We start from the raw sequence: 16,478 nt of genomic DNA on the forward strand, positions 1-16,478 counted from the left end.
AGGGAAGGTGCGAACAAGTTCCTGATATGAGATCATCATGTTCATCCGGAGCGCATCCCAGAGGGACATCATGAGCCATCAACTCACCTTCGCCGATAGTGAATTCAGCACTAAGCGCCGTCAGACCCGAAAAGAGATTTTCCTCTCCCGCATGGAGCAGATTCTGCCATGGCAGAATATGACCGCTGTCATCGAGCCGTTTTATCCCAAGGCGGGCAATGGCCGACGGCCCTATCCGCTGGAAACCATGCTACGCATTCACTGCATGCAGCATTGGTACAACCTGAGCGATGGCGCGATGGAAGATGCTCTGTACGAAATCGCCTCCATGCGTCTGTTTGCCCAGTTATCCCTGGATAGCGCCTTGCCGGACCGCACCACCATCATGAATTTCCGCCACCTGCTGGAGCAGCATCAACTGGCCCGCCAATTGTTCAAGACCATCAATCGCTGGCTGGCCGAAGCAGGCGTCATGATGACCCAAGGCACCTTGGTCGATGCCACCATCATTGAGGCACCCAGCTCTACCAAGAACAAAGAGCAGCAACGCGATCCGCAGATGCATCAGACCAAGAAAGGCAATCAGTGGCACTTTGGCATGAAGGCCCACATTGGTGTCGATGCCAAGAGTGGCCTGACCCACAGCCTAGTCACCACCGCGGCCAACGAGCATGACCTCAATCAGCTGGGTAATCTGCTGCATGGAGAGGAGCAATTTGTCTCAGCCGATGCCGGCTACCAAGGGGCGCCACAGCGCGAGGAGCTGGCCGAGGTGGATGTGGACTGGCTGATCGCCGAGCGCCCCGGCAAGGTAAGAACCTTGAAACAGCATCCACGCAAGAACAAAACGGCCATCAACATCGAATACATGAAAGCCAGCATCCGGGCCAAGGTGGAGCACCCGTTTCGCATCATCAAGCGACAGTTCGGCTTCGTGAAAGCCAGATACAAGGGGTTGCTGAAAAACGATAACCAACTGGCGATGTTATTCACCCTGGCCAACCTGTTTCGGGTGGACCAGATGATACGTCAGTGGGAGAGATCTCACTAAAAACTGGGAATAACGCCTTAAATGGCGAAGAAACGGTCTAAATAGGCTGATTCAAGGCATTTACGGGAGAAAAAATCGGCTCAAACATGAAGAAATGAAATGACTGAGTCAGCCGAGAAGAATTTCCCCGCTTATTCGCACCTTCCCTAAAATGAAAGAAGCCAATGCGGGGTAATCCCCCCATTTTTTGGAGCACTCAAAAGTAGAGGTCATGCGGCCTGTGCCAAGCGCTGTTTCGGCGTGTAGCCGCCCAGCGCCATATTGGGCCGCTCATGGTTATAAACCCACAGCCAGTTCGTGGCAAATTCCTGTAACTCATTCAGTGACTCAAACAGGTAATGGCCCAACCAGTCGTAACGCACAGTGCGGTTAAATCGCTCTATGTAGGCATTCTGCTGCGGGTTGCCTGGCTGGATATACCTCAGCGCAATCCTCTTCTGCTGCGCCCATTGCTTGAGCTCTTCGCTGATGTATTCCGGACCATTATCACAGCGGATTGCGGCTGGTTTGCCCCGCCACTCGATGACCTGCTCCAGCACCCGTTTGACTCGCGAGGCAGGCAAGGAAAAATCCACCTCGATGCACAGTGCTTCGCGATTGAAGTCATCGATCACATTAAACAACCGCACCGAACGACCATCGCTGAGCTGGTCATGCATAAAGTCCATCGACCAACAGTGATTCGGTTGGTCAGGGACTGCCAACGGCTCCGGCTTGGCCCGCACTAGCCGCTTCTTGGGTTTTATCCGCAGATTGAGCTCTAGCGCCCGATAGATCCGGTAGACCCGCTTGTGGTTCCAGCCAAAGCCTTTGACGTTACGCAGGTACAGGAAGCACAGTCCGAAACCCCAGTTGCGCTGGTTGGCGGTGAGGCGCAGCAGCCAGTCGGCAATTTCCTGGTTTTCATCAGCCAGCACGGGCTGATAACGGTAGCAACCCTCGCTCACCTTGAACACCTGGCAAGCCAGACGGATAGAAATGGCGTAATGAGCCACAGCCTTGGTCGACATCTCCCTGCGGGCAGATGGCGTCACCACTTTTTTGCCATCGCCTCGGAGATGATCTCAGCCTTTAGGCGCTCCTCGGCATACATCTTCTTAAGGCGACGATTTTCCTCTTCCAGCTCTTTGAGGCGCGCCATGAGAGAGGCATCCATGCCACCGAATTTGGAGCGCCACTTGTAGAAGGTGGCGGAGCTGATGCCATGCTCACGGCAGAGCTCAGGGACGGGTGAACCAGACTCGGCCTGCTTGAGGATGGCGATGATCTGTGCATCGCTAAAGCGTGATGTTTTCATGTAGAACCTCCTGCGTTCAAGATACGAGAAAATTCTACTTATGAGCACCTCAGTTTTTCGGGGGGATTACCGAGTTGGGGATTACACACCCAAGTTCAACCACGTTTTGGTGCACGTGCAATTGTCGAACGAAACAGGGTCTCCCTATTTTTGGATCGCTGCGGCGTCTATGGCGATGGCCCACTCCATTACTACAGACCCATGGCACTTGTCATTTCTCTTTCGCTGACGGCTTCGGGGGTGACCACTGCATCTTTCAGCATCAGCTTGCCGCGCAACAGGCGATCCAGATGGACATCGAACGCATCAAATCGCGGGTGAGTCAGGGTCGGCAAGTGGATAAACACTGGTTTTTGCTGGCCGATGCGGTAGACCCGGTCTGAGGCCTGGGCCTCTTTGGCTGGGTTCCAGTGACGCTCCAAGTGGATCACATGGTTGGCACTGACCACGGTCAGACCGACCCCTGCAGCCACAGGGGACATGATTATCACATTGAAACCGGCTTGAGCCTCGAACTGGCTGATCAGCTTCTTGCGCGTCAGATCCTCGACTTTACTGGCCACCGCCTTGGTGTCGCCATTGATGATGGCGATATCCAGGCCATAGATCTGATCCAGCCAGAGCTTGAGTACTCGCTGCAACCGCTTGGTCATCATAAACAGAATGACTTTTTCGTTCTGGCTACGGATCTGCTCCAGTAGCTGCAGAACAATGGTGAGCTTGCCGGATTCCTGCATGTACTGACGGGCCTGCTTGGCATCCTGACTGTAGAGCGCAGCTTCGTCATCCAGCCTTGGATGCAATGAGATGCTTCTGAGCCGGGAGAGTGCAGCCAGGGCCGCTCCTTGCATGTTTTCGTCACTAGCCCGGCGACTGCTATACTCATCGAGTACGGCATCATAGGCCTGCAACTGTAAGCCGCTCATGACGCGGCTCAATTCGGGGTGATAGCGTTGCAGCTGGCTATCTGCTTGCTGTACACCACTACATATGGTCTTGCTGGGTAGTCCCTTGAGCTGCTCCTCTTTGACTCGGCGTAACATGAAGGTACCTACGGTGCGGCGTAATTGCTCGCCGATTTGGATACGGATCAGGTCGCGTTCTTGCTCTTCGGCATTCAGAATGGGTTTTATCCAGCTGTCCCGGTAGTGTTGCCAGCTACCGAGCAGCCCGGGTTGGGCGGTATCCAGCAAACACCAAAAATCTCCCAGGCTGTTCTCCACTGGGGTTCCGGTTGCCAGCAGCTTGAAGTCAGCCTTGAGGCCTTTGGCTGCACGGGTCTGTAAGGCATTGGGGTTCTTGATGTTTTGCGCTTCATCGAAGATCACCATACCCCAGTCGATGCGGCAGAGTGAAAACTGGTAGTCCCGCAAGGTTTGATAAGTGGTGAGTACTAGCCGTCTGTCCATGTCCAGCCGATGGATCCCGGCCTCTGGGCCTATGGCCAGGGCATAGCGGATGCTTTGTTCATCTAGCATGCCGCTTTCATCTGCCAGCGAGGCCAACTGTACCGACTCTCTTTCTGCACCTCGGATCCGAAACCTCCCTAGATCACGACCTGCTTGCAACACCACCTGGTCGCGAAACGGCACGCTGTTATAGGTCTTGGCGACCTCATCTTCCCAGTTCTCCAGCAGACTCAGTGGCGCCACCACCAGAATGGGCTTTTCTGCCTGGCCCAGGCTGCGTTGACGATGCAGGTATTCACCGATGGTCACCAAGGTCATATAGGTTTTGCCCAACCCCATGTCATCGGCCAGCAGGCCGCCTTGCAGTCGGTAGAGATCCTCGGGATCTTCATGCAAGGCCACATTCAGCAGTTTTAGCATCCATTCGATGCCTTCTTGCTGGTGAGAGAAGGGCGTGCGCGCATAGCGTGACCAGTCAGGTGAGGCTGGCAGGGTGGCGAAATTGGTCTTGTTCAACAAGGTGGTATGGATGGCATCCGCCTCCTTGAGAATGACGGCAACGCGCTCTTTGACTTTTTCTTCGTCTACTGGTGTCTCAAGTGTGACTGATTCATCTGCTGGTTCATAGTCGAGGCCAGAATGGCCGGCAAGACGTTGCTTGATGGCGGTAACTTGTTTTTCCACTACATCGACGTTGGTGATGTCGATCGTCTGTTCACCAAAAGTCAGAGTGCTGGCGCCTTGGGCTCGTGCCGCTTGCAATAGATCTTCAAAACGTTGCAATTCCTCAGGCGACTGAATAAGTCCGCTGAGTACCTCCGGGGGTGATGGACGGGAGTCAAGAGCAAACCAATTGTTTTGGTTGGTATCCAGCCCGCCAAAGTCCATGTACTGTAGTCGGCCTACACCTGCGACCCTAATGGAGAAACCAACCTCGAGATTAACCAAGGCGGCATCCAAAAAAGCGGTAGGGGTGGCAATAAACTCATTGACCTTGTCGGCAGGAATGCGTGTATTGGCCAGTACGTTGCGGATCCCGGCCAACCGGGGTTCGTCCAGCAGTACTACGCGATTATCTATTCGCAACACGCCGCCATTAGCGCTCATATCTATCTGCGCCCATCGCTTCTGCAATTGATCTGGCGTGGATCCCTCTCCCAGACAGGGGCAAAGCTGCAGGCTACCATCCGGCATGCGGGTGGCTATGATACCTATGTTGTCCGGCACCACTACGTCAAGGCGCTCAAAATGACTAAGGTCGATGCGCATACCACTTCGTGCCGCCGTTTGCAGCTCGGCCATCAGTCGCAGGTTAGCGGTTTCGCCTCGCAGCTCGGCTGTCAGGGTCTCGTGTTGCTCCCAAGCCATCAGTCCCATTAATTCTGCTGGCGTCAGCCAATAGCATTCTTGGCTACCCAAGTACAGAAAGGGCCCTTTGCGGGTAAAGGGGGTTTCCCCTTCAGGCATACTGGCGGTAATGGCTACCCGAAAGCCGCTGTTACCGGTTCGGCCGTGAATCGTGGAGACAAATTGCCCGGGGAAGCGGGGCGGCAGGTCCAGGATCTCGGCTTGTTCGCCATCCATACCAGTGATGTCTTCTGCCTCAATATGAAAACCATTAGCAGTGGTCTCGGCCACACCCTGCTCGGCCAACATGTTGAGGCAGATGAGTTGCACCTTTTGCCGGGTGTTCCCCTGTCCTACTTGCAGTGATTTGAGCTCACTTGCTGGCAGGAAAAAATTCAACCCGCTGGAGTCAGGTTGGCTGTGAAAACCTAACTGGTTGTTGATGGCGTTGTCCGTGTCGCCAATAAAGGATCGCAAGAATTCGACTAAGCGCATTTAGTGGCCTTTATGATGCTCTTCATAAGCGGTTAATTCCGCGGCTGCTACGGATGTGAGGTGCCAGCCATATTGGCTGTTTTGCCAGCAGAGCGTACCAAGGGGCCCATAAAGCTGTTGATTGATCTCTTGAACTGTCATGCCCAAGACGTTGGCGCCATGACGAGCTCTGTCACCGGCATTGCTGGCAAAATATTGCAGTACCTTAAGCTCTAGCGGTTTGAGCTGGCTAACCCGGGGGCAGAGTTCGGAGAGCGAAGGCTCCGCAACAGTGTTAGCGCTGGTTATTTCATCCGAATGGGGTGTTGCTGGAGTGGGTTTGTTCTTGTATTTGAACCTGCCATTCAGCTTTGAAAGCTGCTCAGCTGATAACTTGTTCACTGCACGTGACGCATTCGCTGGGAGCTGCTGGGGTTCTTCATAAAGCTTGGCCTGATGGGATGCCTCCCTGACTTGATCTACTGGTGATGGACTGAGACTAGTTAGAGCTGACTGGTGAGTTATCGTGTCGACAAATGACTTGGCTGTCGGCTGGCTGGGAGTTGGCACCGGTGACCGTTTGGGATTGACTGCAGGGATGCCAAAGCGGCGAAGCTGGTATTGGTAGTCCTGGCGGCTCAGTAGTTGCTCCATATCCAGACCGATGCCGTTGTCTGCCAAGAAGGTGAAGACCTTGTGCTGCCAAGTGTGTGGTGTGTGGACGATGCTGGCGAGAGGAAGATTGCCATATCGTTTTTGGTAGCCAGCAGGAATGGTGGATGTCAGTGCGGCGTGGCTGAATATCCGTTTCTCATAAGTGGTCAGTATGTCACTTGGGGGCGCCAAATAGACCCAAATTTTGAAACTGTGGGAACCTTCAATCAGGTAGAAATCGCCACAGTCCAGATAGATCACCGCTTTATCGCTCATAGCCCCATCCATGGGAGCGAAGCTGGTTTTTACTTCCTTACCCAAAATCCCTTTAACGATTTGCTGGGCCCGGTTACCGAGTAGCAGACGGGTATTACGGATCAGTTTGAGTTTGAACAAGCCCTCCAGAAACAGCTTTCTGGCGGGAAACATCCGCTGTAATTCGTCGTTATGACTCTGGATCCCATATTGCTCAACGGCCTGCAAAAAGAGGCGAAGATCCTCTTTGGATAGCCAGCCTCTGACCTTTTGAATCCGTGCCTCGCCCAGTGGTTGCCACCATTGACGGTAATTTGTGGCGGCGCTGGATATGCGGGGATCGCCTGCCAGGTTGAGGATGAAGGTTTGCCAGGCATCGCTGGGCTCCTGGCCTGTACGGTCGATCAGGATCTCCAGCGCGGCATGGCCGATACAGCGGTCCCCCTCAAAGGGAGCCTTGCTGACCGAGGGTTTAAGTAGCTCATCCATCACAGGTGACCATTCGTCCAGTGACAAAGTGCGCAAGGTCTCGAGATAGAAGTGAGCCCGACAGATATCGCCATAGCGGCCATCATCTAGGCCTTGCAGGCCTAGTTCGCTAAATGTCGCACCAAGCTCGCGTCCTGCTTGTAGCGTCTGTTCGGCGAGCTGACGTGGGCCGTTCAGTCCAAGGAGTTTGTGCCCTTCTTGTTTTAGGCTGATGAGCGGGTTCGGCCGCAGGGTGGCAATACGAGGTTCTGGCAGTTGCTCCAGTTGTGACAGCAGTGCCTGTTCCAGCAGAGCACGAAAGCCATCATGTTGGTCTAGCAAGTCGAATTGGCGAAAGTAGAGCTGTACCAGTTGCTGAAGTGTTATTCGAGTCAGCCTGGGTTGTTGGGCATGCAACAGCGCGGAGAGGAGTTGGGGGCTGAGCAGCCGTTCGGCATACTGGTCGCCACTAAGCCAAAACCAACTGAGTGCACGAGCAGTGAGTCGGCGCTTCAGCAATCCAGGTAATGCCTCAAACCGGCCTGATATGGCCATGTTGCGCAGCAAGGTCAGCATCTGGCTGAAGGCGTCGTTGTGCCCTGCTGTCCCTTCCATCCTGGAAGCCTTCGTCTGGAGTTCGGTCCAGGCGTTTACCGTGGGTAGGCCCCAAGAGGTTGCCATGGATTTGGCCTCGGGCAACTTCATTGCTGAAGTTCCTCCTGCAGCCGTTCCTTCACTTGTTCGTACTGTGCGCTGTCTGGTCTGCGGATGGTAAAACGAATGTCGATGCGACGATTACGCTTAAAATCTGTCTCCGTCACTTGATTAGACACCGCTGGCCGTGTTTCTCCATAGCCACTGACCGAAAAGAGGGGATGGCCATCTCTATTTTTCAGCCGGGATAGTTGTTCATCACCGATGAGTGATTTTTCCCAAAACTGCCAGAGGGAAATGGCGCGGAAGGTTGACAGCCCCCAGTTACCCTTGCCCATAAAGCCCTGCAGGGGACGGTTGTCGGTATGTCCTTCGATGAAGATGGTATCTAGGAACTCCACTCGATTGTCACGAGAGATTACCATGTTAAGCACTTCGCCTATTTCCCTGGCCCGAGATTGATAGGTCGGACTTATATCAAAGGCGCCAGTTTCAAAGCCGAGCAGTTCGTTGGGAATGCTCAAGACGGTGTGATTCTGGCTGACCTCTACCTTGATGCCGCGCTTGCGCAGGGTCTCTACTGCTTCGTCAAGAATTGTGCGGCGTACTTGCTCGGCTTGTTTTAGCGCGACAATCTCTTCTTCAAACTTGGCTTGTTTATGCTCCAGCTCTTTTTGGATCTCCATCAGCTGCAGGATCAGGATCACCGAGGCCATAATAAAGATGACGAGCAGGGCGGACATGATGTCGGAAAAGGACATCCAGTAGGGATTTTCTTCGTCAACGTTGGTGGTTTGAGCTTTACGAAATTGCATCAGCGTTGCTCCAGCTCATCCAGCACACTGCTCATGGCTTCGGCCGTGTGATACATCTTGGTGGCATATTCCAGAGAAACCTTGTTCCACTGATCCATACGCTCATGAACCTGGGTGCTGACTTCGCTGGCGTATTTTTGCAGCCACTGTTCAGCCTGTTTTTCGATGGCTTCAACTTGGGAACGCAACGTCTCGCCTAAGGCATTGAATTCGGTTCTCACCCCTGTCAGGAATTGTTGCTGCGTTTGCTTCATCTCAACAAAGCCATGGCGAGCCTCACTGGCAGCCTGTTCGAAACGTTCTGCTCCCATCAGCAAGCCATCTTGCAATCTGGCCAGCATTTCGGCTTGTTGCTTGAGTTGATCAGTAAGTGCAGCATTTTGGCTACCGGCTTGCTCAATTTGTTGTGTCACTTGTTCCAAGCGCTGCCCCAGTAGATCGGCGGCAGAACGGACATTGGTGGAGAGCAGGCTTAGCTGATTGGCACTGCTGTCCATATGCTTGCTGCTCTGGGCTGCGGAATCGGTCACTTGCTGCAAGCGAGTCAGCAATTGCTGGTGCTGTTCCGCCATTTGGCGGCTTTGTTGTTGACCGGCTTGCACTGAGTCGGCTAAGGCGGTCAACAACGCTTGCTGCTGTTGTGTTACGTCAGTCAGCTGCTGTTGGAATTTATCCTGACGAATCTGTTCGCGAACATCCGCCTGAGCACCTTGTTGACTTAAGTTATCCAGCAGTTTGCCAACGGCATCCTGCAATGTGTTCTGTTGTTGCTGTACGGCCGAGGTCATAGCCTCGATTTGCTGTTGGCTCGCGGTGCCCAGACTGCCCAGCATTTTTTGTTGCTGCTCCAGTAACGTGGTTTGCTGTTGCTCATGTTGCTGGGCCAAGTCACCCATCATCTTACCAAATCGACTCTCCAACTGGCCTTGTCGTTCGTCTGCCGAATTGGCCAGTTGTTGCAACTGCTCCTGGAAACGTTTGGACTGCTCATCCTGAGCATCCAGGCTGCTAGTCTGTTGAGAGCTTAATTTACTAAACAGCTGTTCAAGACGTTCGCCCATGCTGCTGACGGCGATATTGACATCCGCGGCCACTTTTTCGAGCTGTTCACCCTGTACTCTGCCTGCCGAGCTCATACCCTCCATAAAGCTGCTTACCAGGTTTTCCATCACCTGGCTTGATTGTTGATTAGTGGAATGAACTAGGGTTTGGATGGCCGGCCCCATGATATTATTAAGTGTGTCAGTGAGGGCATTTTGCATAGCTTCGCTCATGCCATTGATGCTTTCCTGCAGCCTGTCACCAATTCGCTCGTGCAGCTCTTGTAGTGCTTCCTTGCTTTCTTTGCTGTGCTCGGCGATATGTACCAGGGATTGTTCCGCAGGGAGTCTTGGATAGAGGAAGTCAATCTTGTTTTGCAGGTCTTGAATATGGTTCAGCGCACTCCGCTCAAACAGCTTTTCAAGTAGATTGAGCAGGAGACTAAAGGTCACTCCCCAGACAGAGGTCATAAACGCTACAGCTGCGCCGGAGATCAGCTTGTTGATCCCGCTCTTCAGGGTTTCGATTTCGGTTGTGTTCCCCACTAGCCCTTCCAGTCCGATAGTTAATCCGACAAAGGTGCCAAGTACTCCTATCGCTACCAGAAAGCTGGGGGTGGCAGCCAGCAAACGGCTAGAGGTTAGGCCGGTCGCAAGGTTTTTTGCGTTGAAGAAATGCTCCGCATCAATCGTGTTGAAGAGCTGTTTCTTGTCAGAAGACAAGACAAGGCTTTCATCAAATTCTTGCCAGAGAAGGCCAATATTATCGGCATTCAGCGTTTTAGCTTTCTGAAGGGTTTCTCTGCGGGAGTCAGCCAATGTTTCTCTATCCTGCCCATCCAGCAAGGATCTCAATGCTTTGTTTTTTTCAATGAAGTTGCGGTAGTGCTTGAACAAAAAAAACAGGGATAGTGCAAAAATTAAGAAAGTGAGTGACCAGAACCATGCACTGATTCCATTGGTGGTGCCATTCAGCATCTGGCTAAAGTCAGGCCATAGGTGTTTAAGTAAATCCCACATGTCTAATCCCAAATGTTCAACTGATTCTTGAAAAAAACCGGCAGTCTTTAACCTAGTGTTTTGACCAGGTCGAGATAACGAATGAACAAAAACAAAGTAATCCGCTCAACAGATGAGCCGCGTCAATCTGGTTTTGCCGGCACCATACCACAAACTTACCTAACTACTTTTCCCTAATACCCCCACCGGTTAAACGCCAGCGGCATCTTGTTGAGCTTCTCGCGATGCTCGCGCCAGTTGGGCAGATGGGTATCCATCAGTGTGATAAATCGCTGGTTATGTTTGCGCTCTAACAGGTGAACCAGCTCGTGCACCACAATAAATTCCAGGCATTCGGGGGGCTTCTTGACTAATTCGAGGTTGATCCAGATGCGGGATGTATCTGTTTTGCAGCTCCCCCACATGGTCTTCATCCGTTTGATACCGACAAACGAAGGGGTGACGTTGAGCAAGGCCTGCCACTTGGCCATCAATATCGGCAGCCGCTGGCGTAGCAATTGGCGATACCAGCCCAGTAGCAAGGCTTCTCGCTTCGCGGCGTCATAATGAGCGGGAACCCGCATCCGGATCCACCCCCCTTGTAGCTTGACGCTGTGCGCTCCCTCAACCGGGATCACCTCCAATCTATAGCCCCGTCCCCAAAGGTAGTGCGTCTCGCCACTGCACATCTGGCGCTCGCTCTGACGTGGCTGCGCCTGAAAGTGGGCCTGTTGCTGCCGGATCCACGGCAAGCGTCTGACCACGGCCATTCTGATGGCCGTCTGTGACAGCGACGCCGGGGCCGAGACGCGCACGCGACCATCAGGGGGCAGCACATTGATGTGCAGGTTCTTGATCCCCTTATGCTGCAACTCCAGCGTGAGCTCACCAATGGTGATCAGGGGCATCAGTGGTACTCCTGCTGCGCTTTCACCAGCTCCATCACCTCGGCAACGGTCACATCGTATCCCTTGGTTTCTTCGGCAATGGCAAACGCGATCTCCCGCTCCTTGAAGCGATCGCCATACCAATCGGCCTTCTTGGTATAACGCACGGCGGTATCAATCCTGGCCACCAGCAGCTCATCCTTGCCCAGATTGTCATAGAGTGCCCGTTTGGCTGCCGTGTCTATGCTCTCTGGGTAGGCGCTCTGGCTATGGCTCTGTGGATATTTCACCTGCTTGGCCAGCTCGCGGACCTTTTCCAGATACTCCTGATAGGAGATGGCCTGCTGGCGGCGCAGATCGATCAGCTCATCGAGCAGCACCGACATCCTCTCGTAGTATTTGGGGTTGACCGGGTTCTCATCGACGATGGTCCGGCGCACGTTGTTTTCAATCGCCTCGGCCATCGACTCCTGATTGTCGCGCATCTCCTTGGGCAACCCATCCAGCGCCTCGGGGCCGCGCTGGATAATGAGCTCCAGCAGCCCCAGCTCCTCAAAGTCCATCAGCGTCTCGCTGGGATCGGCATCCACCCACAGATCCAGCATCTGGCGCATGCCCGGCTCGAACTGCTTCATATCCACCAGATCACCACTGGCCAGCTTGATCTCATCCCGGACCTTGGCGAAGTGTTCGACCTCCTGCTTAATCGAGGCGGCCTGCGAGGCGCTGTAACCCGCCTCCTCCAGCTCACCCGCCAGATTGGTAAAGGCGCGGATCAACTTGGCCACCAACTGATAGAGGGTCAGCCGCAATGCCTCTTTCTCGCTCAACGTCTCTTCATCGGCTCCCGGCTCACAACAGAAATAATGCTGATAATCGAGTTGCGACTTGGGCGCCTTCACCGGCTCACACAAGGCACGAACGGCTTCCAGAGCGTTATCCAGATCCTCTTTGGCCTGGGCCAGTCGATCCTTGAGCAGCCCGGCCACATCCTCCTTGTCATAACCCGCGAAGGCCTCGGCCGTATAGTCGTTGACCGTCTTCTCCAGCGACTTGAACAGGTCTTTGTAATCGATGATGTAGCCGTACTCCTTGTCGTCACCATCCAGCCGATTCACCCGACAGATGGCTTGGAACAGGTTGTGATCAGCCATCTTCTTGTCGATATAGAGGTAGGTGGCAGAGGGGGCATCAAAACCGGTCAGCAGCTTATCCACGACAATGAGCAGCCGCATCTGGCCCGGCTCTTTAATAAAACGCTGCTTGACCAGTTTTTCAAACTCTTCGACCCGCTTAGCCGCCTCATCCTCCGGCTGCTCGAAATAGTCGGCCAGCATCTTGCGATAGATGTTGTACTTGGCCAGCTTCTCCGTCAGCCCCTCGCCCGTCTCCTCGCCCTTGATCTCGCTGGCATTGGGTTGGTAACTGGTGACGATGGCGCACTTGCCAGCAAAACCGGCCTGGCTGAACATCTCGTAACTTTTGCAGGCTTGATAGACGCTGGCGCAGACCAGCATGGCATTGCCACGACCATCGGCCAGCCGGGGCTTGCGCTCGAAGTCGAGCAGAATATCGGCCACTATCTGCTCCAGCCGCGAACGACTGGAGAGCAGCTTCTGCATTGAGGCCCACTTCTGTTTAAGCTGCTGCTTGCCCAGCCGCGAGAGATCCTTGGTCTTGGTGTCGAACCACTCATCCACTTTCTTCTGGGATTTGACCCGCTGATCGATATCCCGCGCCTCGTAGCGCAGATCCAGCACCACGCCATCACTCACCGCCTCGTTGAACTTGTAGGTGTGAATGTAGGGGCCAAAGACCTCGATGGATTTTTTCTTGTCCTGCTTCATCAGCGGCGTGCCGGTAAAGCCGATAAACAGCGCCTCTGGCAACAGGCTCTTCATCGCCCCATGCAGCTTGCCGGACTGGGTGCGGTGGCACTCATCGACAAACACAAACAGCTGCCCCTTGGGGCTGAAGTCCGAGGGCAAGCTGCGGCGCATATCGGCAATAAAATCATCCGAGCTGCCATCATCTTCGTCATCCGACTCGCCTTCAGGCGTGCGACCGAACTTGTGAACCAGCGAGCAGATAAGCCAGGGGTTATGGGCATGCAGACGAGTCACCAGATCGGCCCCGCTTTTGGTGCGCAAGATCTCCTCCTCCACCCCGCTGAACACCTTCTCAATCTGCTCATCGAGTTCGGTGCGGTCGGTGATGATGAGCACCCGGCTGTCGGTCACATTTTCGCGGATCCACTTGGCTAGCCAGACCATGGTCAGGCTCTTGCCGCTGCCTTGGGTGTGCCAGATGATGCCGCCATCCCGACGGCGGATAGAGGCCTTGGCGGCACGGATGCCGAAATACTGGTTATGGCGGCAGGTCTTCTTGGTACCCGCATCAAATACGATAAAGTCGTGGATCAGCTCCAGAAAGCGCGCCTTGCTGCACAACTGCGCCAGATGCTGGTCCAGCAGATTGGCACTCGGCAGATCGACATGGTCGGAATGGATTGGATCGGCTGGCTCTTTCCACTCCAGATAGTATTTCTCGTGGGTTTCGATAGTGCCGTAGCGCACCCCTTGGGTGTCGTTGCCCGCCATCACCAACTGCATGGTGGTGAAGAAGTTACGGATAAAATCCTTCTTCTGGTTATCCAGGTTCTGGTGGATACCTTCAGAGACAGAGACGGTAGAGCGCTTGAGCTCAATGACGCCAAGGGCAATGCCGTTGACATAGAGCACCAGATCCGGCCGTTTCTTATGCTCGCCTTTGACCGTCACCTCTTCGGCAATGGCAAAGTCGTTGGCCTGCGGATTAGTCCAGTCAACAAGCCAGACGGTCTGGTTTTGCTCGCCTGCCCCTACTTTTTCCTTCACGCCATAACGCAGCAGGCGATAGACCTCCTTGTTGGCGTCATAGAGGATGCGCCCTTCGCCCAGGCTCGCCGCCCGATCCAGTTGCCTGAGCACCTTAGGGATCAGCGCCGCGTCCACTCCTCGCCCCACCAGCCAGGCGGTCAGCAGTTCCGGCTCGACATTGCGGTTGTTCTCCCGTGTATGCCAATCCCCCAGGTAGCGATAGCCCAGCTCCGCTTGAAATAACTTGATGACGCGGTTCTGGGTTGCCCGCTCCCGTTGGCCGACTGAAATCATGCTCTCTATCCCTGTTATTCTCTCAAGCCGCCGCGACAACCGCGCAGCCGCTGCTATTCGTTACACCAACGTCGTTACACCAATCCCTGCTGCAAACGGTTCAAGGCGATCTGCAGACTGCGATCATCAAACAGCCGCGCCTTGCGCTCACCCCACGGGGTTCCCGCTGGCCAGCGATGCAACCCCTCTCGCAGCGCGCTCAGCGTCGGCGCACAGCCCTCTTCGGCGATCAACCAATCGACCGTGGCCAATAACTCCATGCCATAGGGCGACTCAAAACCATCGATTAACGCGGTCGTCTGCTCCAGTATCGGTAAAAATGCTTTGGCCTCGGTCTGGAGATAAACGGCAAGCTCTTGTTTTTTGGCCTCATTAAACCAGATGACATCAAACGGCTTGCTATCCGGAATGCGCTTGTCGGACTGCAGATAACTGCCGTCCATCGCATTGAGCAGATGGGTCAGATTGTTGGCATAAGGGCCATAACGATGGGCCTTAAACTGCAACTGCAGCGGATCCCCCAGCGGGTTACGGCCAATGACCCGAGCCAGAAACCAGGCCAGTTTCTGGATCTCCAGCAAGCTGCACTCCATTCCTAAAAACCAGTAGCGGCGTACCAGTTCAGCAATCAAGGCCCGAGCCGGAGTCAGCTCCGCCACCCCGCCCCGCTTGGCCACATTTTGGTATTGGCTACTGGGCTCATAGAGCAGGATATCGATATCCAGATCGCCCAGTGCCGTTTCAATCGCCTGTTTGACCTCTGGCCAAGGCAGACCACCGTTGCCAGCCCCCAGCGGCGGAATGGCAATCGAAGAGACCTGCTGCGCCTGTAACCAGGCCCGTAGATCCTGCAAACCATCCTGGATCCACGCCATCTGTGCCGGATTGCGCCAGTGCTGTTTGGTCGGAAAATTCACGATCCAGCGCGGCCCCAGCAGCTCACCCGTCTGGGTAATAAACATCTTGCCGGTGACGACATCACACTGTTTGCACGCCTCGGCATAGGCGCGCATATTGGCCGGGAACCGCTCCTTGAACATCAAGGCGATCCCCTTGCCCATGACACCGACGGTGTTGACGGTATTCACCAGCGCTTCCACCGGAGCATCCAGCAGATTGCCTGTTGTATATCGAATCATCTGAAATACCACCCATCACGGACATAGACGGGGCGCGCGATCCCGACCCGATTCATGCATTGTTCCACGCTGTTCTTTATTTCTTCGTTGTAACACACCACGCCCAGCAACGCCTCGATGGGGCAATGTTGATGGATCAAGGCCTCGGCCTGATAGCGTTCCAGCTTGCTCAAATCGTCCGCATCACGCTTGAAGTCACGGCGCTGCAACAGTGGCCAGTCAATCCGCCCCAGATCGCCAAGGTCGACATAGAAATTGGCCCACTGGTAATAGGCATGGCTATCGGTAAACACAAACGGTAGCCCCAATTCAGCCATGCGATGCAGGCTGGAAACCAGGATCAGGATTTCATCATTTTCACGCCGGGGAACACCGCGCCCCGAGTGAATATTGCTGAGCATGGGCGAAAACGGCGTGAAGTAGAAGGGTACATAGTCATTCAACACGCCGTAAGGCGCCAGCGGCACCGGATGGCGTGCGCGCTTGGCAATCAGCTCCGGCAGCCCGATATGCACCCAGTGCGGGTTTTGCTGCTGACCATTCCCCGCCCACAGGCCATGGGTCAGGATCCATTCCAGGTTATCCCGATGCACGATCCGGAATATCAGCGCCTTCTGCGGATTCAGGCTCTGGCTATAGTCATAGGCCATGGGTGGCTAGCTCCTGCGATACCCAGCGCTTGATAAACACGCCAACGATGACCCCACCCGCTTTTCGTATGCGGGTGGCCGCTGTGCACGCCATCAAGCAACTCACAGTAAAAGTATCTCTTTCTTTTCAGATAGATAAACATCTATCGCGCCAATTAACAACGCCCCAGTCACGCAACAGTCAAGC

The 16,478-nt window shown here is 54.4% G+C and carries 10 protein-coding genes and 1 pseudogene; 2 read left to right on the plus strand and 9 right to left on the minus strand.

Annotation, left to right across the window (positions count from 1 at the left end; genetic code table 11):
• Positions 1-70 precede the first annotated feature (70 nt).
• The gene (locus AB5Y81_RS03950; protein ID WP_201889691.1) at positions 71-1,051 is read left to right on the plus strand and encodes an IS5-like element ISKpn26 family transposase; all 981 of its coding nucleotides are present in this window, start codon (positions 71-73) and stop codon (positions 1,049-1,051) included.
• Positions 1,052-1,260: 209 nt separating this feature from the next.
• Here AB5Y81_RS03950 and AB5Y81_RS03955 read toward each other — a convergent pair.
• Positions 1,261-2,348 (minus strand): IS3-like element ISAs22 family transposase gene (locus AB5Y81_RS03955; protein WP_201889692.1). Its coding sequence is split into 2 segments (ribosomal slippage): positions 1,261-2,096 and positions 2,096-2,348, totalling 1,089 coding nucleotides; the frame shifts between segments, so codons are not numbered across the junction.
• A 21-nt stretch (positions 2,349-2,369) separates the two neighbouring features.
• Here AB5Y81_RS03955 and AB5Y81_RS03960 point away from each other — a divergent pair.
• Positions 2,370-2,513, plus strand: a pseudogene (locus AB5Y81_RS03960) (hypothetical protein); the annotation flags it as partial.
• A 26-nt stretch (positions 2,514-2,539) separates the two neighbouring features.
• On the opposite strand, the gene AB5Y81_RS03965 reads toward AB5Y81_RS03960, so the two are convergent.
• From AB5Y81_RS03965 to AB5Y81_RS04000, 8 genes are all read right to left on the minus strand, one after another.
• Positions 2,540-5,599: a DEAD/DEAH box helicase gene (locus AB5Y81_RS03965; protein ID WP_201883049.1), complete on the minus strand. Its 3,060-nt coding sequence runs from the start codon at positions 5,597-5,599 to the stop codon at positions 2,540-2,542.
• Positions 5,600-7,660: an EH signature domain-containing protein gene (locus AB5Y81_RS03970; protein ID WP_201883056.1), complete on the minus strand. Its 2,061-nt coding sequence runs from the start codon at positions 7,658-7,660 to the stop codon at positions 5,600-5,602. It lies immediately after the preceding gene.
• On the minus strand, positions 7,657-8,424 hold the full coding sequence (locus AB5Y81_RS03975) for an OmpA family protein (protein WP_024941047.1): 768 nt from the start codon (positions 8,422-8,424) through the stop codon (positions 7,657-7,659). The genes AB5Y81_RS03970 and AB5Y81_RS03975 overlap by 4 nt, the downstream gene beginning before the upstream one ends.
• Entirely contained in the window at positions 8,424-10,484 is a 2,061-nt protein-coding gene (gene zorA, locus AB5Y81_RS03980) for an anti-phage ZorAB system protein ZorA (protein ID WP_201883058.1), read from the minus strand. The genes AB5Y81_RS03975 and zorA overlap by 1 nt, the downstream gene beginning before the upstream one ends.
• A 173-nt stretch (positions 10,485-10,657) precedes the next feature.
• Positions 10,658-11,371, minus strand: coding sequence for a M48 family metallopeptidase (locus AB5Y81_RS03985; protein WP_005331303.1), 714 nt, complete (start codon positions 11,369-11,371; stop codon positions 10,658-10,660).
• Complete coding sequence (locus AB5Y81_RS03990; RefSeq protein ID WP_201883968.1) at positions 11,371-14,502, minus strand: type I restriction endonuclease subunit R; 3,132 nt, start codon at positions 14,500-14,502, stop codon at positions 11,371-11,373. The genes AB5Y81_RS03985 and AB5Y81_RS03990 overlap by 1 nt, the downstream gene beginning before the upstream one ends.
• Before the next feature lie 74 nt (positions 14,503-14,576).
• Positions 14,577-15,641 (minus strand): macro domain-containing protein, encoded by a 1,065-nt coding sequence (locus AB5Y81_RS03995; RefSeq protein ID WP_201883062.1) that lies wholly within the window; start codon positions 15,639-15,641, stop codon positions 14,577-14,579.
• Positions 15,638-16,291, minus strand: coding sequence for a DUF4433 domain-containing protein (locus AB5Y81_RS04000; protein WP_201883064.1), 654 nt, complete (start codon positions 16,289-16,291; stop codon positions 15,638-15,640). The genes AB5Y81_RS03995 and AB5Y81_RS04000 overlap by 4 nt, the downstream gene beginning before the upstream one ends.
• Between the last annotated feature and the right edge of the window lie 187 nt (positions 16,292-16,478).

Source organism: Aeromonas sp. s2, assembly GCF_040907935.1.
Taxonomy (GTDB): domain Bacteria; phylum Pseudomonadota; class Gammaproteobacteria; order Enterobacterales; family Aeromonadaceae; genus Aeromonas; species Aeromonas dhakensis.

Coding starts and splice junctions, on each gene's coding strand:
- AB5Y81_RS04000 (WP_201883064.1), bottom strand. CDS start 16,291: ATGGCCTATGACTATAGCCAGAGCCTGAATCCGCAGAAGGCGCTGATA.
- AB5Y81_RS03990 (WP_201883968.1), bottom strand. CDS start 14,502: ATGATTTCAGTCGGCCAACGGGAGCGGGCAACCCAGAACCGCGTCATC.
- zorA (WP_201883058.1), bottom strand. CDS start 10,484: ATGTGGGATTTACTTAAACACCTATGGCCTGACTTTAGCCAGATGCTG.
- AB5Y81_RS03970 (WP_201883056.1), bottom strand. CDS start 7,660: ATGAAGTTGCCCGAGGCCAAATCCATGGCAACCTCTTGGGGCCTACCC.
- AB5Y81_RS03965 (WP_201883049.1), bottom strand. CDS start 5,599: ATGCGCTTAGTCGAATTCTTGCGATCCTTTATTGGCGACACGGACAAC.
- AB5Y81_RS03995 (WP_201883062.1), bottom strand. CDS start 15,641: ATGATTCGATATACAACAGGCAATCTGCTGGATGCTCCGGTGGAAGCG.
- AB5Y81_RS03975 (WP_024941047.1), bottom strand. CDS start 8,424: ATGCAATTTCGTAAAGCTCAAACCACCAACGTTGACGAAGAAAATCCC.
- AB5Y81_RS03950 (WP_201889691.1), top strand. CDS start 71: ATGAGCCATCAACTCACCTTCGCCGATAGTGAATTCAGCACTAAGCGC.
- AB5Y81_RS03985 (WP_005331303.1), bottom strand. CDS start 11,371: ATGCCCCTGATCACCATTGGTGAGCTCACGCTGGAGTTGCAGCATAAG.